This window comes from Pseudooceanicola lipolyticus (assembly GCF_002786325.1).
GTDB classification, from domain to species: domain Bacteria; phylum Pseudomonadota; class Alphaproteobacteria; order Rhodobacterales; family Rhodobacteraceae; genus Pseudooceanicola_C; species Pseudooceanicola_C lipolyticus.
The window spans coordinates 1-22212 of sequence record NZ_PGTB01000040.1; the positions used below are offsets into that span (position 1 = coordinate 1).

20 protein-coding genes and 1 tRNA gene are annotated in these 22212 nt (G+C 63.1%); 2 read left to right on the plus strand and 19 right to left on the minus strand.

Going from position 1 to position 22212, the window contains the following annotated elements; translation table 11 throughout:
* The 7 genes from proB to CVM52_RS11700 form a co-directional block, all read right to left on the minus strand.
* A partial coding sequence (gene proB / locus CVM52_RS11670; RefSeq protein WP_100162676.1) for a glutamate 5-kinase occupies positions 1 to 893 on the minus strand: 893 nt, incomplete at its 3' end.
* A complete protein-coding gene (gene obgE, locus CVM52_RS11675; RefSeq protein ID WP_100162677.1) occupies positions 881 to 1915 on the minus strand; it encodes a GTPase ObgE in 1035 nt (344 codons plus the stop codon). The genes obgE and proB, both read right to left, overlap by 13 nt.
* A 36-nt stretch (positions 1916 to 1951) precedes the next feature.
* Positions 1952 to 2488: a GNAT family N-acetyltransferase gene (locus CVM52_RS11680; protein WP_100162701.1), complete on the minus strand. Its 537-nt coding sequence runs from the start codon at positions 2486 to 2488 to the stop codon at positions 1952 to 1954.
* 108 nt (positions 2489 to 2596) lie between these two features.
* Positions 2597 to 2866 (minus strand): 50S ribosomal protein L27, encoded by a 270-nt coding sequence (gene rpmA / locus CVM52_RS11685; RefSeq protein ID WP_100162678.1) that lies wholly within the window; start codon positions 2864 to 2866, stop codon positions 2597 to 2599.
* Between the two features lie 11 nt (positions 2867 to 2877).
* On the minus strand, positions 2878 to 3522 hold the full coding sequence (locus CVM52_RS11690) for a 50S ribosomal protein L21 (protein WP_100162679.1): 645 nt from the start codon (positions 3520 to 3522) through the stop codon (positions 2878 to 2880).
* A gap of 183 nt (positions 3523 to 3705) precedes the next feature.
* Positions 3706 to 4431, minus strand: a complete 726-nt coding sequence (locus tag CVM52_RS11695) for a hypothetical protein (RefSeq protein ID WP_100162680.1) — start codon at positions 4429 to 4431, stop codon at positions 3706 to 3708.
* A 104-nt stretch (positions 4432 to 4535) separates the two neighbouring features.
* A complete protein-coding gene (locus CVM52_RS11700) occupies positions 4536 to 5396 on the minus strand; it encodes a DUF2059 domain-containing protein (protein ID WP_370741528.1) in 861 nt (286 codons plus the stop codon).
* A gap of 130 nt (positions 5397 to 5526) precedes the next feature.
* Between CVM52_RS11700 and CVM52_RS11705 the strand changes: the two genes are divergently transcribed.
* Together CVM52_RS11705 and CVM52_RS11710 are read left to right on the plus strand one after the other, a co-directional pair.
* Positions 5527 to 5616: transfer RNA gene (locus CVM52_RS11705), tRNA-Ser, on the plus strand.
* Between the two features lie 207 nt (positions 5617 to 5823).
* Positions 5824 to 7740: a PhoX family protein gene (locus tag CVM52_RS11710; RefSeq protein ID WP_100162682.1), complete on the plus strand. Its 1917-nt coding sequence runs from the start codon at positions 5824 to 5826 to the stop codon at positions 7738 to 7740.
* A 153-nt stretch (positions 7741 to 7893) separates the two neighbouring features.
* On the opposite strand, the gene CVM52_RS11715 is transcribed toward CVM52_RS11710, so the two are convergent.
* The 12 genes from CVM52_RS11715 to CVM52_RS11770 form a co-directional block, all read right to left on the minus strand.
* A complete protein-coding gene (locus CVM52_RS11715) occupies positions 7894 to 9861 on the minus strand; it encodes a sigma-54-dependent Fis family transcriptional regulator (RefSeq protein ID WP_100162683.1) in 1968 nt (655 codons plus the stop codon).
* A gap of 100 nt (positions 9862 to 9961) precedes the next feature.
* The gene (locus CVM52_RS11720) at positions 9962 to 10390 is read right to left on the minus strand and encodes a hypothetical protein (RefSeq protein ID WP_240620946.1); all 429 of its coding nucleotides are present in this window, start codon (positions 10388 to 10390) and stop codon (positions 9962 to 9964) included.
* A gap of 408 nt (positions 10391 to 10798) precedes the next feature.
* Positions 10799 to 11194, minus strand: coding sequence for a VOC family protein (locus CVM52_RS11725; protein WP_100162684.1), 396 nt, complete (start codon positions 11192 to 11194; stop codon positions 10799 to 10801).
* A gap of 121 nt (positions 11195 to 11315) precedes the next feature.
* Entirely contained in the window at positions 11316 to 12359 is a 1044-nt protein-coding gene (locus CVM52_RS11730; protein ID WP_100162685.1) for an NAD(P)-dependent alcohol dehydrogenase, read from the minus strand.
* 63 nt (positions 12360 to 12422) lie between these two features.
* Entirely contained in the window at positions 12423 to 14054 is a 1632-nt protein-coding gene (locus tag CVM52_RS11735) for a molecular chaperone GroEL (RefSeq protein WP_100162686.1), read from the minus strand.
* A gap of 66 nt (positions 14055 to 14120) precedes the next feature.
* Positions 14121 to 14924, minus strand: a complete 804-nt coding sequence (locus tag CVM52_RS11740) for an iron-sulfur cluster assembly protein (protein ID WP_100162687.1) — start codon at positions 14922 to 14924, stop codon at positions 14121 to 14123.
* Positions 14925 to 14928: 4 nt separating this feature from the next.
* Entirely contained in the window at positions 14929 to 15954 is a 1026-nt protein-coding gene (locus CVM52_RS11745; protein WP_100162688.1) for an amidohydrolase family protein, read from the minus strand.
* Between the two features lie 84 nt (positions 15955 to 16038).
* Positions 16039 to 16413 carry an MmoB/DmpM family protein gene (locus CVM52_RS11750; RefSeq protein ID WP_100162689.1) on the minus strand — a complete coding sequence of 125 codons (375 nt, stop codon included), beginning with the start codon at positions 16411 to 16413 and terminating at the stop codon, positions 16039 to 16041.
* A gap of 20 nt (positions 16414 to 16433) precedes the next feature.
* A complete protein-coding gene (locus CVM52_RS11755; protein WP_100162690.1) occupies positions 16434 to 17495 on the minus strand; it encodes an aromatic/alkene monooxygenase hydroxylase subunit beta in 1062 nt (353 codons plus the stop codon).
* A gap of 48 nt (positions 17496 to 17543) precedes the next feature.
* Positions 17544 to 18602: an NADH:ubiquinone reductase (Na(+)-transporting) subunit F gene (locus CVM52_RS11760; RefSeq protein WP_100162691.1), complete on the minus strand. Its 1059-nt coding sequence runs from the start codon at positions 18600 to 18602 to the stop codon at positions 17544 to 17546.
* Between the two features lie 77 nt (positions 18603 to 18679).
* The gene (locus CVM52_RS11765) at positions 18680 to 20344 is read right to left on the minus strand and encodes an aromatic/alkene/methane monooxygenase hydroxylase/oxygenase subunit alpha (protein ID WP_100162692.1); all 1665 of its coding nucleotides are present in this window, start codon (positions 20342 to 20344) and stop codon (positions 18680 to 18682) included.
* 541 nt (positions 20345 to 20885) lie between these two features.
* On the minus strand, positions 20886 to 22133 hold the full coding sequence (locus tag CVM52_RS11770) for an RNA polymerase factor sigma-54 (RefSeq protein ID WP_172720986.1): 1248 nt from the start codon (positions 22131 to 22133) through the stop codon (positions 20886 to 20888).
* Positions 22134 to 22212: the final 79 nt, after the last annotated feature.

Sequence of the window (22212 nt, forward strand, 5' to 3'; positions counted from 1 at the left end):
AGCAGGCTTTTGCCATTGGCCAGCGCCTGCGCCGCGCCGGCATCGACCACCACCTCGCCGCGCGGCTTCATCGCCGCGATCCAGCGCTTGCGCGCGGCCTGCGGGTCGACCTGCGCGGTGAACAGCGTCGACGCCGCGCCGTTTTCCAGCAGTTTCAAGGGATTGTCGGGCGAGCCTTCGGTGATCACCATGGCGCAGCCACCGGCGGTGGCCATCTTGGCCGCCAACAGCTTGGTCTTCATCCCGCCCTTGGACAGGCCCGAGCCGGCATCGCCGGCCATGGCCTCGATCTCGGGGGTGATGCTGTCGATCACGTCGAACCGGCGCGCATCGGGGGTGTCGGCCGGGTTGCCGGTATAGAACCCGTCCACATCCGACAGCAGCACCAGCAGGTCGGCCCCTACCGTCACTGCCACCTGCGCCGCCAGGCGGTCATTGTCGCCATAGCGGATCTCGTCAGTGGCGATGGTGTCGTTCTCGTTCACGATCGGCACCACGCCCATGCCCAGCAGCGTCTCGAGCGTGGCGCGCGAATTGAGATAGCGGCGCCGGTCGGTGCTGTCCTCCAGCGTCACCAGCACCTGCGCCGTGGTGATGCCATGCGGCGCCAGCACTTCCTCATAGGCGCGGGCCAGGCGGATTTGCCCGACGGCGGCAGCCGCCTGCGACCGTTCCAGCGGCATGTCACCGCGCGCCAGGCCCAGCACCGCACGCCCCAGCGCAATGGAGCCGGACGAAACCAGGATCACATCCGCACCACGCTGGCGCAGCACGGCCACATCCTGGGACAGCGCGCGCAGCCAGTCGGCGCGCAAGGCGCCGCTCACCCGGTCCACCAGCAGCGCCGAGCCGATCTTGACCACCACCCGGCGCGCACCCGTCAGGGGCGCCACGGTTTGGCCTCCTCCTGGGGTTTCTGGCGCAGCCGGTCTTCGCGGATCTGTGCCCGCAGGGCGCGCAGCACCTCGGTGGTTCCCTCGTGGCTGACCCCCGACATGGTCATGACCGGGCCGCCGCTGGCGTCTTCCAGTTCGGCCTTGGCGGCGTCCCGCTCGGCATCTTCCAGCGCGTCGATCTTGTTCAGCACGGTCACCCGCGGCTTGTCGGCCAGATGGCCGCCATAGGCCTCCAGCTCGGTGATGATCGTCTGGTAATCGCCCGCGACATCTTCCGAGGTTCCATCGACCAGATGCAGCAGCACCGCGCAGCGTTCGACATGCCCCAGGAACCGGTCGCCGATGCCCTTGCCCTCATGCGCGCCGGCGATCAAGCCGGGAATATCGGCCACGACGAATTCGGCATTGTCGACGCCAACCACGCCGAGGTTGGGATGCAGCGTGGTGAACGGGTAATCGGCGATCTTGGGCCGCGCGTTCGAGGTTGCCGCCAGGAAGGTCGATTTGCCGGCGTTGGGCAGGCCCAGCAGGCCGACATCGGCGATCAGCTTCAGCCGCAGCCATAGCGTGCGCTCGACCCCCTCCTGCCCCGGATTGGCACGGCGCGGCGCCTGGTTGGTCGAGGTCTTGAAATGCAGGTTGCCAAAGCCGCCATTGCCGCCCTTGGCCAGCAGCACCCGCTGGCCCAGCTCGGTCATGTCGGCGATCAGGGTCTCTTCATCCTCGTCCAGGATCTCGGTTCCCACCGGCACCCGCAGCACGATATCGTCGCCGTTCTTGCCGGTGCGCTGGCGGCCCATGCCGGGCTGGCCGCTTTTGGCGAAGAAATGCTGCTGATAGCGGAAGTCGATCAGTGTGTTCAGCCCGTCCACCGCCTCGGCCCAGACCGAACCGCCATTGCCGCCATCGCCGCCATCCGGCCCACCATATTCGATGAACTTCTCGCGGCGGAAGCTGACACAGCCACCGCCGCCGCCGCCGGAGCGGATATAGACCTTTGCGAGATCAAGAAATTTCATGTCGCTTCCCTAACGCAAAGATCCGTTGCGCTACAATTAGAGTTTCCGGCTATAGGTCCAGGTCGGTACCGTCGCATCGCGCGCCACCGAGTAGTTTTCGGCATCGCCCAGATAGCGGAAACCGCAATGGGTCAGCACCTGGGCCGAGGCCGGGTTGTCCTGGAACACGCTGGCGAAGATGCTGGTATTGCCCAGCGGATTGGCATTCAGCAGCGCCTGCACCGCTTCCGAGGCCAGCCCGGTATTCCAGAAGGCCGGCGCGATCCAATAGCCGATTTCGGATTGCCGGGAATCCAGTTTCTTGAGCGAGATCAGACCCTTCAGCTCGTCCCCTCCGGTGCGCGATCCGTCGATCGCCCAGACATCCTCGTCCCGTTGAGGGCTGGTCACGCGGGCGATGAACGCCTCGGTGCTGCCCGGTGGCAGCGGGTGCGGGATTGTCGTGGTCATGCGCGCCACGCGCACGTCACCGGCGTAAAGCTCGATCAGCCCCTTGTCCGACCGGCGCAGCGGGCGCAGATCGAACCGTTCGGTTTCGATGACGGGCTGGTTGATGATCTGGTCCATTTTCATCTCTTTCACTCCTCCGGCCGGACAGAGACCGGCCCCCCTCTGAAACGAGATGGGGGACCGGCTGTCTTGGCCGATCCCCCTGAATTTTGCCTGATTTCCGGGTACGGCTTACTCGGCGGCCTCCGCCACTGGCAGAACCGAAATGAAGGTGCGGCCCTTGAGCCCCTTGCGGAAGCTAACGGCGCCTTCGACGGTCGCAAAGATGGTGTGATCCTTGCCCATGCCCACGCCTTCGCCCGGCCAGAACTTGGTGCCGCGCTGACGCACGATGATGTTGCCCGGAATGGCCGCTTCGCCGCCATAGAGTTTCACGCCAAGGCGACGACCGTCAGAGTCGCGCCCGTTACGGGAGGAACCGCCAGCTTTTTTATGTGCCATAGTCTCTCTCCTTAACCTTTGGCCAGTTCTTTGGCCTGTTCGATCCAGCCTTCACGCTCGATCCGGCCCTTGAACGACAGTTGCTCGTCCATAGCAGCTACATCGGCCTCGGTCCATGCCGCGATCTGGGCAAACGAGGTGACGCCGGCGGCGTGCAGCTTTTTCTCCAGCGCCGGGCCAACGCCCGACAGTTTCTTCAGGTCGTCCGCACCTTCGGCGGCCGGCGCAGCGGCCGGTGCTTCGGCCTTGGCCTTCGCCTTGGCCGGCTTTGCGGCCGGAGCCTCGGCCGTGGCAACCGCGGGTCCGGTGCCGATGGCGGCCTTGACGCCGGTCTTGTCGGCGCCCGAGGCGAGAATCTCGGTGACCTTCACCAGGGTCAGTTTCTGGCGGTGGCCCTTGGTCCGCTGCGAGCTGTGCTTGCGGCGGCGCTTGACGAAGTGGATGACCTTGTCACCCTTGATCTGCTCGACAACCTCGGCCTGAACGCCGGCGCCCGCCACAAAGGGGGTGCCGATGACGGTGCTGTCACCGCCCAGCATCAGGATGTCATTGAACTGAATCTTTTCACCTGCATCAGCAGCCAGTTTCTCGACCCGGAGCACATCGCCGGACTGAACCTTGTACTGCTTGCCGCCGGTCTTGATGACAGCGAACATCGCGTCTTCCTTTTTCTTACCGCGTCACCGGGTCCCCCATGCGGGGTGTTTGCGGCCGTTTGGCCACCCTTGGACGGCGCGCCCCTTCGGGGGCGAATGACAATGAAGCCCGGCGCGAAATATCCGGCCGGGCGTGGGCGCTTATGACGGCATCGCGGCAGGCTGTCAACCGGTTTCGCCGGCTTACAAATCGCTGGCGCCCATCGCCTGCGCCACCGCCAGACCCAAGCCGTAATAGATGGCGCTGTACATCTCGTCAAAGGCCGCGAACAGCGCCGCGTTCAGCGCCTGCCCCTCCGGGCTGCGCGAATAGGCCAGATAGGCCGCCATCTCCTCGGTGTCCAACGGCTGGTAGGCCATGAACATATAGGCGCGCAGCCAGCTGCTGGTTTCGTCGCGCAGGCTGTCGGCCTGGCTCCAGACCTGGTCGAGAATCTCGCCATCGCTCATCCGGTTGCCGCCGCCCTCGGTCAGCCCTCGGAAAAAGCGGTAATTCGAGGTCAGCGCCCCGGCGACATTGCGGTCGTCCAGATCGTTGGCGGCGATGAATTCTTCCACCGCCTGCGCCCGCAGGTCGCCGCGCGCCTGCGCCGCGGCAAAGGCGGCGCCGGCGGCCTCTTCCACCGAGGGCTCCCGCATCGCCTCGCGCGCGCTGACCTCCAGCCGCAGGATACGCCGGCCGGTCTCGGTGTCGAAAAAGGCCAGGCTGCGCGATATCTGCCCGGCGCTCATCCCGTTGGACAGGTGGCGGCGCAGGGTGGCCAGCATGGCGGCGGTGTCATAGAGTCGCGCCACCTCGGCGGCAAAGTGGCGCCCGCCGCGCCCGCCGAGAAAATCCGCATCTATGGTTTCGCCGTTGCGCAGCCCTTCGCCGCGCAGCAAGTCCACCACCTCGGGCAGCAACAGCACTTCGGCCAGCTGTTCTGCCGGGGCCTGCGCCCGTACTGGCAGTGCGAGGGTCAGGAGAGCGAGGGCGGCGGCGCAGAATGCGCGGCGGCCCAGCCGGGCGGCGCTCAGATGTCCTGCCCCGGATGCAGGCTGGCCATTTCGCCGGCCAGCACTTCGAACCGGTTGGCCATGATCTCGTATTGCACCGCGTTCAACAGCTCGTAAACGCGCGCCATCTGCGGCGTTTCCAGCGCCTCGGCATAGGCCAGCAGGTCATCCTCGCCGAAGTCGCGATAGGTATAGGCCGCGCCGGCCAGCGCCGATCGCTGCAGCACGATCCGCATCTCGCTTTCCTGCTGGCGCAGCACCCCACGCAATTCCTCCGTGTCCATCCGCAGGTCGACGATTCCCGCCGCGCTGGCCGCCATCAGGAAACGGAACTGAATCTCCTGGATCGCGCGCAGGCTGCTGCCGGTCGAATCGATGGCGCGGTTCATCCGCTTGAACAGTTCCAGCCGCTCGCTGCCCGACTCGACCAGCCCGGCGATGATCGCCTCGCCCTCGGCGGTCTTGGCACTGTCATCCTCGATCATGTGCGAGGCGTTTTCCGCCTCGACCAGACGCTGGCCGAGATCCGAGGCATAGAATTCCACCGCGTGGTTCAGATCGCCGTCATCCAGCGTCTGTTCCAGGATTTCCAGCGCGATGCCGCGCATCACCCCGGTGTCGAACACCTCGCCCGTCACCCGCTCCCAATCCTTGCCGAACGCATCGGGCGCCATGCCCAGCATCTGCGGCGCCGAGGCGGCGGAAAAGGCGATGCTGTCCAGCGCCACGTCAAAGCCGGTGACGTTCAGAAACGCTTCGATCCGCGCCCGGTCGGCGGCGCGGGACAGGCCGGGCAGCGCGACCAGAAGCAGCACCAGCAGTGGCAGGACAAAATGCAGCCCCCGGGGGCGCAGCGGAACGGACAGGCGGGATATCATGCTCATGGCGCAGATCCTAAGGCTTTTGGGGGCGCGGGCAATCGAAATTCCGATGATCGGCAATTGAGTTCCGAACAGCCCTTGCCAGCGCTGGCATTCCCGATTAAACGCACCCCCCACAGACCCCCGCGGAGAGGTGCCGGAGTGGTCGAACGGGGCGGTCTCGAAAACCGTTGTGGGTGCAAGCCCACCCAGGGTTCGAATCCCTGTCTCTCCGCCATTTTCCCCCGAAAACGGCCAGAAAACACCCCTGGCGGTGCGGAGCGCGCTGCCATGCGCGCGCCAGTCTGCCGGTGTCCGAACTATATTTCCATCGCTCCCGTTCCTTGTCACAGAGACGACATGGATCCGGCTTTAGTGTATGGCCTCGCGTAGCCTCAGGGGCTGCGCGCTGCTAGCAATTGCACAGGCCAGAAAGGTATCCGCCATGAGCAAGCCAAACCTCCCCTCCTCTGCCGACGAGTGGGACGAAATCAATTTTCCGCGCCCCGAGGTTCAGGAATTTGACCGCGTTGTCGAACGCGCGATTTCGCGCCGGGGATTCCTGGGCGGGGCGCTGGCCTTTGGCTCGGGGGCCGCGGTGATGGGCACCGCCTTCCTCAAGGGCAGCACGGCAATGGCCCAGCAGACCAGCCGCTTTGCCTTTGAACAGCTGGCCCCGCAGACAGATGGTGCCGTTCACGTTCCGCAGGGTTATAGCTGGAAGACGCTGGTGCGCTGGGGCGACGCGCTGTTCTCGGACGCACCGGAGTTCGACCCGGTCCAGGGCGTGCCGACCGAAGGGTCCGACCGCGTCTTTGGCGAGAACACCGACGGGATGGAACTGTTCAATGTCGGTGGCCGCGAAATCCTGGTCATCAACAGCGAATACACCAACAATGACATCAACCTGCCGTCAGAGCAGGACGGCCTGCCGACCTCGGCTGGCGACGTTCTGCGCCTGCAGAATCTGCAGGGTGTCAGCGTGATCGAGATCGCCGAAGGCGAAGACGGCTGGTCGGTGGTGGTCGACAGCCCGTTCAACCGCCGCATCACCCACAACACGCCGATGATGATCGACGGCCCCGCCGCCGGCCACGACCTGCTGAAAACCCAGGCCGACCCGACCGGCACCCAATCGTTGGGCACTTTCAACAACTGCGGCTCGGGCCGGACGCCCTGGGGCACCTATTTGACCTGCGAAGAAAACTTCAACGGCTATTTCGGTTCGACCGCCGGCCTGCCCGAGGACGCGACACTTGCCGCCGGCTACAAGCGCTATGGCATCAACGAGTCGGGCTTTAATTATAACTACCACCAGTTCGACGCCCGCTTTGACGTTTCGCAGAACCCGAACGAGCCCCACCGCGCCGGTTACATCGTCGAGATCGACCCGACAGATCCCACCTCGACGCCGGTCAAACGCACCGCGCTGGGCCGCTTCAAACATGAAAACGCCGCCACCGTCCTGGCCCCCGATGGCCGCGTGGTCGTCTATATGGGCGACGACGAGCGGGGCGAATTCATGTACAAGTGGCTGTCGCGCGATGTCTACGTCCCGGGCGGCGACACCTCGACCCTGCTGAGCGAGGGTCAGCTCTACGTGGCCAAGTTCAACGACGACCTGACCGGCGAATGGGTCGCCCTGACCCCCGCCAGCACCGGCATGGAGCCGGCCGAAATCGCCATCTTCACCCGCACCGCCGCCTCGGCCGTTGGCGCGACGACGATGGACCGGCCGGAATGGATCGCCGTGAATCCGACCGCGGTCGAGGCCTATTGCTGCCTGACCAACAACAGCCGGCGCGGCGCCACCAATGATGACGGTTCGATCCGCAGCAATGCCGGTGGCGACCCGATGACGGTGAACGCGCCCAACTCGCGCGCGACCAACGACTATGGTCAGATCCTGCGCTGGCGGCCGCATGGCGACAACCATGCCGCAACCACCTTTGAATGGGATCTCTACGTGATGGCGGGCAACCCGACGGTTCATGCCGAAGGCCCCTATGCGGGCACCAGAAACATCAACGAGGGCAACCTGTTCAACTCGCCCGACGGCATGGTGATCGACTCCACCGGACTGATCTGGATCCAGACCGATGGCGACGACAGCAACGAAGGCGACTTTGCCGGCATGGGCAACAACCAAATGCTGGCCGGTGATCCGGTGACCGGTGAAATCCGCCGCTTCCTCACCGGGCCGAAAGGGTCGGAAGTCACCGGCCTGTGCTGGTCCTCGGACCGCCGCACCATGTTTGTCGGCATCCAACACCCCGATGCGCCGTTCCCCGACGGCGACGGCAGCCTGCCGCGTTCGGCCATCGTGGCCGTCAAGCGCGACGACAACGCCCTGGTCGGATAATCCGGACACAGCGCACCCCCGGGACCTCCCGGGGGTGTTTCCCGCGTCGGGCGGCCGAATCGATGCTTCAACTTTTGTAAGTTATTTATTTATTACAGATAGATATAAGGCTTTCAGGAGGTTCTACATTAGGAGTTTAAAGCCCGCAAAACATCACGGCTTCTGGATCTGATAGCGGCTCATCTTGCGGTACAGAGTCGGGCGCGAGATCCCCAGCTTTTGCGCGACCTTGGTCAGATTGCCCTTTTCCGAGATGATGGTACGGCGGATGGCGCTGGCCTCGATGCTCTCGAGATCGCCGGAATGGCCGCCGCCAAGGGGCTCGCCTAACTCGGTTGCGCCAGGTTCGAAATCGTCCAGCAGTTCCGGCGGCAAATCCCGTTCGGTCACCAGGCTGTCCGATTTGATCAGGTAGAAGCGCTGGACCAGGTTGCGCAGCTCGCGCACATTGCCCGGCCATTTATAGCGCAGCAGCAGTTCCAGCACCCGGTCGGTGAAGGTGATCTGCGACTGGCCGGTCTCGGCGGCGTGAAGCTGCGAGAAATATTCCAGCAGCTCGCAGACATCATTGCCGCGCTCGCGCAGCGGCGGCACTTTGATCGTCATCACCCCGATGCGATAGAACAGGTCGCGCCGGAAACTGCCCTTTTCGATCTCTTTCCGCAGGTCGCGGTTGGTCATCGCGACCAGGCGCACATCCACCGGGCGGCGCTGGGATTCGCCCATCCGATAGATCGCCCGCTGTTCCAGCACCCGCAACAGATAGGGTTGCAGCTCGATCGGCATGTCGCCGATCTCGTCCAGGCACAGCACGCCGTGATTGGCCATTTCGAATTTGCCCGCGCGCCCGCCCCGCACCGCGCCGGTAAAGGCGCCCTCGGCATAGCCGAACAGTTCGGCGCCGATCAGGTCACTGGATATCGCGGCGCAATTTACCGGGACATAGGGTGCCTTGTCATTGGGCAGCCGGCTGTGGATCAGCCGCGCGAACAGCTCTTTGCCGACGCCGGTTTCGCCGTGGATCAGCACCGAGACATTGGCCAGCGCCGCGCGTTCGGCCAGTCCGATGGCATCAACCATCTGCGGCGAGGATCCGACGATTTGCACTTCGCCCTCGGCCACGTTGACGCGCGGCAGGATCTTGCAGGTTTCTCCGGCCTTGCGCTGCATCTTGCTTTTGTCCCGCAGGAACAGCGCCGCGCCGCGAAACACCCCTTCCAGCTTCAACCGCTCGATGCCCTCGGCCTCGACGCTCAGCGGCAGGAGCTTGGGAATCTCCTGGTCGGACAGCCCGTCCAGCTTGGGCAACAGCTTGTGCCCGACCGAAAGCTCCTTGGCGCGGCGCAGCAGGTCTTCCTCCAGGCCGCGGCGGAACAGCACCCGTCCGGTCTGGTCGACCAGCACCACGCTGTCATGTGCGCGGCTGTAATCGGACATCAGGAACGCTTCCAGAAGCTGCGTGCGCTCGACCTGTTTCTGCTCGGCCAGGGCGATCTCGATCTCGCGGGCTGCGGCCAGCACCAGCGCCACGTTATGCTGCCGGAAAATCTGCGGCGGTCCCGACAGGTCGACCACACCGATCACCGTCTGGGTGAAGGGATCGTGGATCGGTGCACCGGCACAGGTCCAGGCCTGCACGCCTTCGGCAAAATGTTCGACGGCATGAACATAGGCCGGGCGCCCGGTTCTCAGCGCGGTGCCGATACCATTGGTGCCGATGGTTTTTTCGCTCCAGTCGCCGCCCAGTTCCAGGTGGATCTCCTGGCCTTCGTCCAACACATGCGCATCGCCGATGGCATCGATGATCACACCCTGGTCATCGGCCAGGATCAGGATGGTCTTGGCCTCTTTCAGATGCGGTTCCAGCCGTTTGAACGCCGCCGAGGCAGCCTGGCGCAGCGCCGCGTTGCGCTGGCGCCTGCGATAAAGCTGGTTCTCGTCATACACCATGCGCGACGCTTGGCTTCCGGCATCGACGCCCGACTCCATGCTGCGCTTCCACGACTCTAGGATTTCCTCGCGCACATTCAGCGGCTTCCCGTCAGCGTCTTTTCCGGAAGACACGAAATTTTCCCACGCCGCGCGGGTGTCGTCTTCCGAATAGCTGGAGTTATCTGCCAATCGATCGGCCCTCTTGCTGTCGCTTGTTTCATGCGGGCCGACACCCGGCCCTTTTTCATGTCCTTCCAGTCGGTTACGGGAAAAAGCTGGGGCTGTAAGGTCAGTCCCCACGCGGCAGAAGCAGGTGTTCCAACATCTCGGCAAGAGCGCTTTCGGTGAGGTCACCGGAAATTTCAGCCCCGTCCAGATGCGCGATCACGGCCTGCACCTCCTCGTCCAGAGGTGAGAAAAAGCCGTTGTCCTTCGTCGCCAGCACAAAGCGCCGGGACAATACCGTGCCCCGGATCTCGCCCAGCATCTGCAACTGGCGGCCGGTTGATTTGTCCACCAGGACAACCCGATTGTTCAGGCTGATCTTCACGTAAGGCTCGGGCGCGTCGTTGCTGACCCGTGCCTTGAGGTCATGAATCATCAGGCCGTCGGGTTTCGGTTCCTCCCGCCGACGCGCCTGTTCGGCGCGCATCTTGCTGAATCCGCCATTGCTGATCTGATCCGCAAGTTTCCGGATCGTCCCGGCGTTTTCGGCCAACAGCCGTTTGGCCTTGACGTCTTCGAGACGCGGACCATCGCGTTTCGAAAAAATATCCACCACTGATTTTCCTCCCGTGCTTCAAAGGTTAGCAGAATGGTTACCCAAATGCCAAATTATTAAGGCCGGAATTGCCTTTCTGATTGCAAAAAATCGCTGTCCGGTGTTGCGGATTTGTGGAATTTCCGGACAAAATTCTTCTGTGCCGTCAATGCGTTGCGCCCTGTTCCTTGTGAGGGCGCGAATTGCCGGACCAAGTTCCGTTCAGAAACTGAACATGCGAATTTTATTCCACAGGCCGGGCTGAGTTCGCATCAGATTTCCCGGCCCGCATTCCTCCTCTTTTTTGCAAACGGCGCGGCACTCTCCCCGTTTGGCTCTCCTATGCCGCGCCGAATTCGCGTGCTGTTACTGGAACCGCCCAGCCCGCTGCAGCACCTCGATGTCATAGCCATCCGGGTCCTTGACGAAGAAGAACCGGGCGAAAGGTTTGCCGTCATGGTTGAAATCGACCAGCTTGCGCGGGGCAAAGCCGGCCTTTTCGAACCGGGCATGTTCGGCGTCAATGTCCTCGACCGAAAACGCCAGGTGGCCATAGCCATTGCCTAGGTCGTAGGGCTGGGTCGTGTCCTTGTTGACGGTCAGTTCCAGTTCGAACCCGGTTTCACCATTGGCCAGGTAAACCAGGGTGAAAGTGTCGAACTCGACCCGCTGTGCCACCTCAAGGCCAAAGGCCTCGCGGTAGAAGGCGACCGAGCGGGATTCGTCCTGGACGCGGATCATCGAATGAATTGCTTTTGCCATCGCAGTCTCGGCTTTCTGTCTTAGGGCCCTGCGGCCGGCGGGAGAGGTCGTGGCCGCAGGGCGGGCACCGGCCGGTGCCAGGGGCAATCGCGGCCGGGGTTGAGGAAATGCGATTCCGAATTCAGGGCACGATCACGCCACGTCCGGTGAAGCGGCGTGCCTTGAAGTCCGAAATCGCCTGGTTGATGTTCGCGAGGCTGTATTCAGTCTGGTGCATCTTCACAAGACCGTCGGCGTTCATCTCCATCAGTTCCACCAATTCGACGAAATCGCCCACCAGACTGCCGCCGATCTTGATCTCGTTGGCGACCAGTTCCAGCGTCGGCACCTCGACGGTGCCGCCATAGCCCACCATGATCAGCTCGCCCCCCTGGCGCAGCAGTTTCCAGCAGGTATTCTCGGTGCCGTGTTCGCCGACGAAGTCGATCGCCACATGCACGCCGCCGCCGGTCAACTCCTTGACCTCGTCGATCAGGTTGGGCCCGCCGTCGAGGATGATGTCGGCGCCCAACTCCTTGGCCAGGACCTGCGCCGCCGGTTCCCGATCCACCGCGATCACCCGCGCACCGCAGGTATGTTTGAGCACCTGGAGCGCGATATGGCCCAGCCCGCCGATGCCCAGCAGCAGCACGTAGCCACCGGGGTTGAGCAGTTTCGCGGCCTTCTTGGCGGCGCGATAGGCGGTGATCCCGGCATCCGCCATCGGCGCAACGCTGAGTGGCGTGATGCCGGTGTTCAGCTTGATCACCGAGCGTTCGTTGGTCTTGAAATACTCGGCAAAGCCGCCGTCCAGCCCGAGGCCGGGGAACTTGCCATGGTCGCAATACATGTCGTGGCCATAGCGGCATTCCAGACAGATGCCGCAGGCGTTGAACGGGTGGCAGATCACCGCGTCGCCGGGTTTGACCGAGGTGACATTGCTGCCCACATCTTCGACCCAGCCGGCATTTTCATGGCCCATGACATAGGGCAGCAGGCTGCCCTCGGTATCCATGATATCTTTCCAGACACCTTCGATGATATGCAGGTCGGTGCGGCACAGGCCTGCCGCACCGACCTTTACGATCACCTCGTCCGCAGCGGTGATCGTGGGAGGACGCACGTCTTCGATCTTCAGCTCCACGTTCATCTCGGGATCGTATTCGTAAAGTCTTGCTGCTTGCATGATCTCATTCCTTGAGTAATCGGACCGGCCCCAGCGGGCGCGGTCCGGGTTGCAGAAGAGCGGTCAGGCCCGGCCCAGCAATTCGGCACCGCCGCCGCGGGCGGGGCCCTCGGTGGGGTCGGCCTCGCCTTCGGCAAGATCGCCAACCAGGGTCTCGGTGGTCAGGATCAGCGTCGCCACCGACGCGGCATTGACCAGCGCGCTGGCCGGCACCCGCGCCGGATCGACAATTCCGGCGTCGAACATGTTGCCGAAGTTGCCGGTGGCGGCGTTATAGCCATGGCCGGGCGCGCCGCCCGACACCGCCTGCGCAACCGAGGCCACATCGGCCCCAGCATTGGTGGCGATGCGGCGCAGCGGTTCGGTCAGGATCGAGCGCACCAGTTGGATGCCCTTGGCCACGTCGCCAAGCGCGTCGAGGTTGTCCAGGCAGCTGCCAATCTGGGCCAGCGCGGTGCCGCCGCCGGCAACCACGCCATCTTCGGCCGCCGCCTGCACCGCACAGAGCGCATCCTCAATCAGCTGGATCGTGCGTTTTTGCTCGACCGGGGTAAAGCCGCCGGCATAGATGATGGCGCTGCCGCCGGTCAGCTTGGACAGCCGTTCGCGCAGCTTGTCCTTTTCGATATTCGGCGGCGCCGCGTCATGCTGGCGCTGCACCTGGTTGCGCCGTGCGGTGATGGCGTCGGGATCGCCCTCGCCGCGCAGGATCGAGGTGCCGGAGGCGTGCGAGCGCACCATCTCGGCCCCGCCCAGCTGGGCCAGCGTGACGTTCTCGATCTTCTTGCCCAGGTCGCGGGCCAGCACCTCGCCGCCGGTCAAAATCGCCAGGTCGTCCATCATCGCGCTGCGCCAATGGCCGTATTCCGGCGGGTGTACGATCAGGTATTTGCCCGCGCCGCCCTGTTCCAGCAGCTTGACCACCACATCCGGCGCGATCTCTTCGGCAACGATCAGCAGCGGCCGGTTCTCGCCCTCGGCAAGCGACAGCGCCTGGTCCAGCATTTCCGGTTTCAGGATCTTCTGATCGGTCAGCAGGATCAGCGGATTGCGCAGCACCGCTTCCATATGCTCGCGGTCGGTGACCATGTGATGCGAGATATAACCGCGTTCGAACGACATGCCCTCGACCACTTCCATGGTGGTGTCGATGGTCACGCCGAAATCGGCCGAGATCACCCCGTCGCGGCCAACCCGGCGATGGGCCTCGGCCACCAGTTCGCCCAGCTTGGGATCGGTGGACGACACACGCGCCACCGCCTCCAGGTATTCCGGATGGTCGTCGCAATTCAGCGCCGAGGCCTCGATTTCGTCGACCACCCGCGCCACCGCCAGGTCGATCCCCTTGCACAGGTCCACCGGCTTGACGCCGCTGTCGGTCAGATCGACACCGCGCTGGATCAGCGCATTTGCCAGCACGATGGCAGTGGTGGTGCCGTCGCCGGCGACGTCGTTGGTCTGCATCGAGACCTCGCGCACCACCTGGGCGCCCATATTCTCGAACCGGTCGTTCAACTCGATTTCCGAGGCGATGCTGACCCCGTCGCGGGTCACCAGAGGCGTACCGACCGGCCGGTCGACCATCGCGTTCAGGCCCTTGGGGCCCAGCGTCGGCTCGACCGCCGCCGCCAGCCGCGCGACACCGCGGGCCAGACAGTTGCGGGCGGTTTTGCCATGTACCATGAGTTTAGCCATTTCTTCCTCCTTCGCCCCGAAACCGTGCCAGGGCGTCCTCCCGAAAAGTTACAGTTTTTCCGCCAGTTAACCGGCCGAAGCGGTTTTTCCCCTGGGCGGCACACGGCCGGCGATGAAATCGACCAGCGTCGGCCCCTCGGGGCCGATCTCGACCTCTTTGTACCGGGTCCGGGCCAGTCCCCGGCACAGCGCGCCGTTGAACTCCATGTTGATCCGGGTGCTGCGCAGCCGGGTCAGATGCGCGGCCAGATCCCCGGCGGCGATCTCCTGTCCGTCCCAGGTCGGAAAGGCCAGGTCCTCGGGCTCGGTGGCCAGACCCTGTGCCGCCAGCAGGTCAAGATAGCGGGGCTTTTGCCGCAGCTCCTCTTCGCCCTCGAAAGCGATCTGCCGCAATGTGCCCAGTGTCATCGACACGATCTGATCAGGCCCGTATCCCAGCGCCTGCAGGCCCAGCAGCACGGTTTCCTGCCGCCGGTCGAAGGCCTTGGCCAGGAACTTCTCGACCACGTCATCCAGCCGGGCGCCGTCGCAATAGGCGGCAAACACCTCATGGTAGTCGCGGCCGCTGTTGACGCCTTCGTTGACCTTGTCGCCGAAGCAGTGATCGTTCAGCTGGACCTCGGCCGCGGTGACCCAGGGCAGTGACAGCACTTCCGCGCGGATGCCGAACCCCATCAGGAAGGCGAAATTCGGCGAGCACCAATAGGTGGGCAACCGGAAGGCAACCCGCACCTGTTTCGCATCGGTGACCTCGACCCGTTCGACAAAGCCCATATCGGTGATCGGCTCGTCAAGTTCCGGGTCGGTCACGGCATCCAGCCGTGACCAAACCTCGCGCTCCAGCTCTGCCTTTTGATTGGCAACCAGCATCGGCCTACTCCGCCGCGATCTGAACCGGGGCGCCGGCCAGTTCGGCGGTCTTCGCCGCCACATCGATATTGTACAGCCGGGCCGCGTTCAGGCCGAGGATCTTCTCCTTGATCTCGTCGGTCAGTTGCACGCCGCCACGCTCGGCCGAGATATCCTCGGGGATCTGGTAGTTCCAGAAGGACTCGACCAGCCATTGCGGTGTCCAGATCGCGTAATCCGAGCCGAACAGCAGCTTGTCCTCGCCAACCCACCACAGCAGTTCGGCCATCACCTCGCCGAAATAGCGCGGGCGCGAGTGGATGAAGGGCATCGCCACCGCCAGACCGCCATAGACATTGGTTTCCTGCGTCGCGATCCAGCAGAAATCATCCAATCGCGGCAAGCCGCAATGTTCGATGATCCAGTTCAGGTTCTGGAAATCGGTGGCGGCGTGATCGACGTCATGCACGTCGAAGGCATCCTTGGACAGCGGAATGATCGTCGGGCCCTTGTGGACGTGAACATTCTTGATGCCCAGCTTTTCGCACAGCTCGAAGCACTTATACGCCGCCGGATCGTTCAGCGCCCAGCCCTTGCTGTCGCCATTCCACTCGGCGGTGTACATCTTCACGCCCTGGATATCGAAGGTTTCCTTCATGTAGTGGATGTATTCCAGCGCCTTCTCGCCATCGCGGGGATCGAAACTGCCGTTGACGATAAAGCGTTCCGGGTGCCGCTGCGCCATCTCGGTCGAGCGTTCGATGCAGCCGAACCCGTTCTTGTAGAAATCACTCAGCACCGTGGTCTGGATGATCGCCATATCGTCGGGGCCGTCGATGAACAGATCCCGATAGATGTCGTCCTCGGAATATTTCTCGAACTTGGCCTTTTCCCACAGCTGATCTTCCGGGCTGAGATTGGTGTGATAGGCATAAAAACACTCGATGAACTGCTTGCCATGCACGTTCAGCTGGTTCTCGGGGCTGCCGTCCCAGAAATGGGTATGCGCGTCGAGAATAAAGATTTCCTTGCCATCCGGTGTCTTGTACATGATGCCCTCCCTTGCGTTTGGCTAAGTTGTCCGGTGGCTTCGGGGCGCGGCAGAGGCGCCGGCCCCGAAGCGTCTGAAAACCGGTCAGATGAATTCCATGACCTCGTTCATGTCGCCGAACAGGATCACGGTGTCGTCGTCGACCCGCACCATCCGGCCATAGTGGGTAGAGGTGTTGACCTCGAAGGTCTCGGCGGTCATCTCGCGGCCCAGGTACTCGGTGATCTCGCTCATCTTGAAGATCAGCTTGCCTTCGCCGTCGATGCGGATGGTCGCCGGGTTGTAGGTGATCGTCACCTTGGGGTCGTTCTCCTCCATGAACTCGGCGATGGCGCGGGCCTCGACGCTGTCGTTCATTGTGACGCCGCATTGATGCGAGACTTCGCGCGAGGTCAGGTCGATGTCCTTCATCGATTTGAAGATGTTCTGGTTGGACGCGTTACGCGCTACGGTGGACATGTTGCTTTCCTTTCAGAAAATTATTCGAGGCCCAGCTCGGCGATGATCTGGCCGACCCGCTCTTTCGAGACGGCTTTGACATCTTCGAAGGAGACCGGCTTGGAATGCGGCTGCGACCAGATCGGCTGCAATGCGGCGGCGGCTTTCTCGGCCAGGTCGCCATGTTTGGCGAGCCAGGACTTGAACAGCTTGCGGTTATGCGCGCCATGTTCCGCGTCGTGGGCCAGCAGGTAGACCAGGTCGACGGTGTTGGCGAGGTTGCGCTCAAAATCGGCTTCGGCGGCCGAGATCACCGGCGGCGTGATGAAGTCATTGTTCGCCGCCGCGGCCTGCATGAAGAAGCCCGAACGGATCAGTTCGCCCACCAGCGGTTCGAAGACGATGTTGATGGCGAAATACTGTTCGAGGTAATCCTCGCTGCCCATGATCGTCTCGATCGCCTCGCGGCAGGGCTGCCAGATCGGGTCCTCCAGCCAGGCCTTCTTGCCCAGCTCGTCATTCCAGCCGTCGATATCCATGCCGATCTCGGCCAGGTACAGCGTGATGTCCTGCGCCAGCCGCATCTTGTAGGACGAATTGGTCAGCGTGGCGTTGTTGATCATCTGGGTATAGCCATAGCGCTGCGCCTGCATCAGCGAGGTGCCGAGGCCGAATTCGGCGTGTTTCCACGCGCCCAGATGTTTCTGCAGGATGGTCAGCCAGGCCTTGTCGAAGGCCTTGTGGGCACCGGCCTTGCGGGCGTTGGTGATCACGTTCTGCACCATCGTCTCGATCTTCGACTGGCGCTGGTAATGGGTGCGTTCCCATTCCTGGTCGGGGGCGCGGAAGGCGTGCCAATTCGAAGACAGCGCCGCGGTGTTGTCCTTCTGATAGGCGCCGCCGCCCTTGCCGCCCTCGAACTCGATGATCCAGTTCTGGATCAAATAGCGTTCGGGATCGGGCTGCACGTCGACGGTGACGTCCTCGTAATGGGTCGCCCGTTTGCCGCGCGGTTCGAAGTAGTTGTATTTGCGGCTTTTGGAGCCGACGAATTCCGCTGCACCTGCGGCGCCGGATCCGACTGAACTGGATGTTGCTGGCATGATTGCCTCCCTTGAATTTGGTTCACGTCACTAGCGTTCGGGCCAGCCTTAGTGGCCCGAAGAACCGGAAGTGGGGGTGAACTTGTCGTAGAAGATGCGGTCGCTGTCGAAGTCGTGCATGAACAGCACGGGCGTCAGCGCGTCGATCATCGGCGGCGGGCCACAGGCATAGACATCGCCCTGCCCGTCGATCCCCAGCTCTTTCAGGTGGGTGTCGACATATTCATGTACGAAGCCGCGGGCACCGTTCCAGCCATTGCCCTCGTCCTCGTGGCTCAGCACCGGGATGAACTGGACGTTGGCATTGGCATCGGTCAGCGCCCGGATCTCGTCCAGCTTGAACAGGTCGTTCTGGGTGCGGGCGCCGTAGTAGAAATAGATCGGGCGGTTTTCGCCGCTGCTGATCTGGTCGTTCAGGATCGACCAGACCGGCGACATGCCGGATCCGGCGCCGACCAGGATCACCGGTCCTTGTCGTTCCTCGCGTCGGAAGCACATCCCGTAGGGCCCTTCGACGGTGACTTCGGCGCCGGCTTTGATTCCGCCGTCGTCGAGCTCGTTGCTGAATCTCCCGTCGGGGTATTTCTTGATGATGAAGCCGAGTTTCTGGGTTTCGCTCGGCGGATTTGCCATGGAGAACGAGCGTGTAATCTCCTCCCCTTCTTCCGTTTTGACCGTGATGTCGACATATTGGCCCGCCCAGAATTTCAGAGGCGCATCCAGTTCGATCTGAACCCCGCGAATGTCATGGGTGAGTTTCTGGAAATCGACGATCTTGCCCGAGAACTGCTTGACCGGAATGGATTTGGACAGCACCTCCTCGTCATAGTTAAGCAGTTCGATTTCCAGGTCGCTGAGCGCCAGCGATCGGCACATCAGGATATGTCCGCCATCCTTTTCCATGTCGTTGAGCGCGAAGGTCGAATAATTCTCCATCTCGCTTTCGCCATCGAGCTGGACGCATTTGCAGGCCGAACACTGGCCCTCCTTGCAGCCGTGCGGCAGCGCGATGCCCTGGCGGAAGGCGGCGTCGAGGATGTATTCGCCGTCCTCGACCTCGAATTCCACTCCGACCGGCTCCAAGCGCACATTATACGTGTCCGTCATTTCTTCCTCCCTTGGGGTGGCGCGGGTCGTTGACGCGCCGGGAATGCGGGGGCCCGTCCGGCCCCCGCCCGTTTCCATCAGTTGCAGGGATTGATGGTGAAGCCCGCCTGGTACTCGGCGATGTGCTTCTCGCGCTCGGCCGGCGACATCGCGCGCAGCGCGTTCAGCGGCGAAGCCAGGGTGTGGCCGCGGACATGTTCCAACTTCCACATGTCCTTGTTGTCAAAGCGCAGATGCGGCTGCGGCACCAGCGTTTCACCATCGTCGCGGACGAAGTTCAGGTCCTTGATGGCGTCGGCCAGGTCCCAGCCGTCATAGACGGTTTCCCATTCCCGCTTGCCCGAGAACTTGCCCATCGCCGGTGTCGGCCGGCCCTCGTATTCGTCCGAGAACGCCTCGACCGCGGTCCAGCGGTCCAGCTCATGCGCGAAGGTGTGTAGCTGGCCGTCGATCTCGTCCACCACCATGTCCTCGCGGATCAGGCAGGGCACCAGGCAGGACCAGCAGCGATGCGGATAGACATAACCGGTGTCCTGGTTGAAGGTGATCACGGTTTCGCCCGGCTTGCTGAGCTTGGCGTACCACTTCCAGAACTCGCCGAACTCGGCGTACCAGCCCGGATATTTGTGCTCGAACCACTCGAAGTCCTTGTCGGTCTGCGCTTCGATGCGCCAGAAGTTGACCGGCCAGCCGACGGCGAAGAACTGGGCCACCTTGTGGACGTAGTTCTTTTCGGTGATCCGCTTCCAGGCTTCCTGGACGTCGTCGTGGTGCACCTTCACGCCGTATTTTTCGAGCGGCAGCATGTAGGTCCGGTAGTAATCCTCGAAGATCCAGCGGTGCCACATCTCCGCATAGGATTCCTTGTCCTTGTCGCGGTTGGTGGTGCCGTATTCGATGAAGGTGCCGATCGCGGCATCGACGATGGCGTGGTTCTGCCAGAAGGCGTATTTCAGGTCGCGTTCCAGAAGCAGGTGGTTTTCCGGCTCTTTCAGCGCCGCCATCAAGAGCGAGTGGCCGTTGCCGATATGGCGGCTTTCATCCGACTGCACCGACAGGAACACCGTGGGCAGCGCATAGTCGCCATTGCGCGCCGCCTCGGAGGGCATCGCCACGAACAGCGTGTTGGTGAAAGCGGTCTCGGCCACCACGGTCAGGTACATGCAGGCGGCGGTCATGGTGTCGCCGGTGATGAAGCCCTCGCCGAACTGGCGGCCGATGGTGGTGGCATAGCACTTGCCGAAGGCTTCCTCGGTAATGTCGAAGCCGGCCGGGTCGATGTAGTTTTCCATGTACCACTTCTTCAGGTTCATCTGAATCGTGGAGTGGCGGAATTCGTCGACCATCTGCATGGTAAAGCCGGTGCGCAGGTCTTCACCCGGCGACAGGCGGGCCACCATCGCCATCGAGCGCGCGGCAGAGATTTCCGGGAACGGGATGATCGCCAGGAACAGCTTCATCCATTCGATCCAGCGGGGTTCGACATTGCGGAACATGTCACCGCGCAGCGCCGCGTCGAGCGCGCCGTAAACCCGGTTGTCCTTTTCCTCTTCCATCGGGAAATAGGACCGCAGGACCTGTTTCATCGGGTCGCGCGGCGCCTTGGTGATCTTGTAATCGGTGGGAAAGGTGCTGGCTTCCTGAACGTAGGATGGGTTCCAGCCCAGATCCGAGATCTTCTTGGTGGCCTCCCCGACCGAGATACCACGTTGCGACGTGATCTTATTAAGCGTCAAAGTCATGCCATGAGCCTCCTTAAAGCTCTGCGGCCGGATGCCCGGCCACCTGGTGGCGGCTTTTGCCGTTTCGATTAAGCGCCCCATCGCGGGGCGCCGGTTCTCGGCAAAGGTTGTGAAGATCGGCCGTGTCCCCCGCCGTGGCGGTCTGCGCCAATTTGGCGCCCGGGCCCCTTTGGCCTCGCTCCCTGTCCTTCGTTCTTTGAGCCGCCCGGTGTTGCGGGCGTCCGCGTCTTGTGCCGTTCTTCCTGCAAGGCCGGTTCCGAAATGCGGCAGGGACGGGTGAATTCGGGAAGAAATCTTCTAGTAGTCTGGTTTTGATAAATATTTTTTGCCGAATATTTTTGCGGGATACCGCAGACGCCAAATCCGAAAGGCAACCGAATGCGACAGGGTGTCGCATAACGTTACAGGTGTTTCAGGTGCGACATTACACCGCGTTACACCCGTCCGTTTCCTGTAAATATCGAGATATCGCAACGACTTGGCCCGCGCCGCCACAGGCAGCGTTCTGCCGTACAGAAAAAGGGGGAGTTGCAAGTTGAGGTCAGGCCCGCAGCCGGCGCTTGGCCGGTGCCAGGATGCCGATCTCCTGGCGGTAATTCGAGACCACACGATGCGATACGGCGACGCCCTCGTCTTGCAGGATCGCAGTCAGCTGCTTGTCGGAAATCGGCCGTTTCGGATCTTCCTTGGCCAGCAGGGCCCGGATCCGCGCCTGCACCTGGGCCTTGGACTGGATCGCACCCGCTGACACCGCGCCGGAAAACAACGCGCGCGCGGCGGTGATGCCGTTCGGCCCTTCGATCAGCAGCCCGTTCAGCACCCGGCTGACGGTGCTGAGGTGAAAGCCGGTTGCCGTGGCGATCTCGGACAGGGTCAACGGCACCAGCGCCGCCGGACCGCTGCGGAAGAACGCCCCCTGCCGTTCGACCAGGGCATGCACCACCTGCTCCAGCGCCGAGCGGCGGATCTCCAGCGCCTGTTTCAGCGCCCGCGCCCGCGCCAGCGCCGCGCGCGTTTCAGAGGTATGGCCGCCACGCGGCACCGCCGCGATCTGGATATCGTTCTGCAATGACGAGAGAAATTCGATCTCCCATCCATCACCCTCGGGGCTTATGCGCACATCCGGTTCCCGCAGCAGCGCCGGGTCCGACGCAAAGGCATTGCCTGGCTTGGGATCCAGCCGGCGGATCACGGTCAGGCACTGCTGCACCGTTGCCGGGTCCAGCCCGGAGGCCGCGACCAGAGCGGCCACGCCGCCGCGTTCCAGCGCGGCCAGATGCGCCAGGACCAGCGCCATCGGCGCGGTCATTTCGCCCCGATCCTCCAGCTGTAGCCGCAGGCAGTCTTCGAGGTTGCGGGCGAACAGGCCCGGTGGATCGATCCGTTTCTGTATCACGGCCAAGGCGGCGTCGATCAGGTCGACCCCCAACCCCAGATCGGCGGCGATGTCCTGCGGGCTGCGCGCCAGCCAACCGGACGGCTCCAACTCGGATATCAGCGCGGTCACCACCCGTTCCATCAGGCCACCCTGCCCGATCAACCCGGCCAGGGCGCGAAACACATGGTCATAGAGGCTGTTGGTTTCGGCAATCGCGGTCATTTCCAGCATATCGGTCGCCGACCGGGCCGGCGCCGCCCGCCGCGACCGCAGGACCAGCATGGGGTTTTCCTGCGCCGCCTCGGCCAGATGCGCATCCAGGTCCGCCGCCGACATCTTCAACAGCTGCACCACCTGCCCCAGCCGGAACACCTGGCTGGTCTTTGCCCGCAGGTAGAGACCCGGCGTCATGCGCGCCCCCAACAGTGCAAACGCGGATAAAACGCTGGCCCCGATGCGGATTGCATGGCTATCCTCGACCGGAGAAACC

Excerpts from the sequence above, each read along its gene's own strand:
- obgE (WP_100162677.1), bottom strand. The coding sequence starts at position 1,915 with ATGAAATTTCTTGATCTCGCAAAGGTCTATATCCGCTCCGGCGGCGGC.
- CVM52_RS11680 (WP_100162701.1), bottom strand. The coding sequence starts at position 2,488 with ATGAAAATGGACCAGATCATCAACCAGCCCGTCATCGAAACCGAACGG.
- rpmA (WP_100162678.1), bottom strand. The coding sequence starts at position 2,866 with ATGGCACATAAAAAAGCTGGCGGTTCCTCCCGTAACGGGCGCGACTCT.
- CVM52_RS11690 (WP_100162679.1), bottom strand. The coding sequence starts at position 3,522 with ATGTTCGCTGTCATCAAGACCGGCGGCAAGCAGTACAAGGTTCAGTCC.
- CVM52_RS11700 (WP_370741528.1), bottom strand. The coding sequence starts at position 5,396 with ATGATATCCCGCCTGTCCGTTCCGCTGCGCCCCCGGGGGCTGCATTTT.
- CVM52_RS11710 (WP_100162682.1), top strand. The coding sequence starts at position 5,824 with ATGAGCAAGCCAAACCTCCCCTCCTCTGCCGACGAGTGGGACGAAATC.
- CVM52_RS11725 (WP_100162684.1), bottom strand. The coding sequence starts at position 11,194 with ATGGCAAAAGCAATTCATTCGATGATCCGCGTCCAGGACGAATCCCGC.
- CVM52_RS11730 (WP_100162685.1), bottom strand. The coding sequence starts at position 12,359 with ATGCAAGCAGCAAGACTTTACGAATACGATCCCGAGATGAACGTGGAG.
- CVM52_RS11735 (WP_100162686.1), bottom strand. The coding sequence starts at position 14,054 with ATGGCTAAACTCATGGTACATGGCAAAACCGCCCGCAACTGTCTGGCC.
- CVM52_RS11740 (WP_100162687.1), bottom strand. The coding sequence starts at position 14,924 with ATGCTGGTTGCCAATCAAAAGGCAGAGCTGGAGCGCGAGGTTTGGTCA.
- CVM52_RS11745 (WP_100162688.1), bottom strand. The coding sequence starts at position 15,954 with ATGTACAAGACACCGGATGGCAAGGAAATCTTTATTCTCGACGCGCAT.
- CVM52_RS11750 (WP_100162689.1), bottom strand. The coding sequence starts at position 16,413 with ATGTCCACCGTAGCGCGTAACGCGTCCAACCAGAACATCTTCAAATCG.
- CVM52_RS11755 (WP_100162690.1), bottom strand. The coding sequence starts at position 17,495 with ATGCCAGCAACATCCAGTTCAGTCGGATCCGGCGCCGCAGGTGCAGCG.
- CVM52_RS11760 (WP_100162691.1), bottom strand. The coding sequence starts at position 18,602 with ATGACGGACACGTATAATGTGCGCTTGGAGCCGGTCGGAGTGGAATTC.
- CVM52_RS11765 (WP_100162692.1), bottom strand. The coding sequence starts at position 20,344 with ATGACTTTGACGCTTAATAAGATCACGTCGCAACGTGGTATCTCGGTC.
- CVM52_RS11770 (WP_172720986.1), bottom strand. The coding sequence starts at position 22,133 with ATGACGCCGGGTCTCTACCTGCGGGCAAAGACCAGCCAGGTGTTCCGG.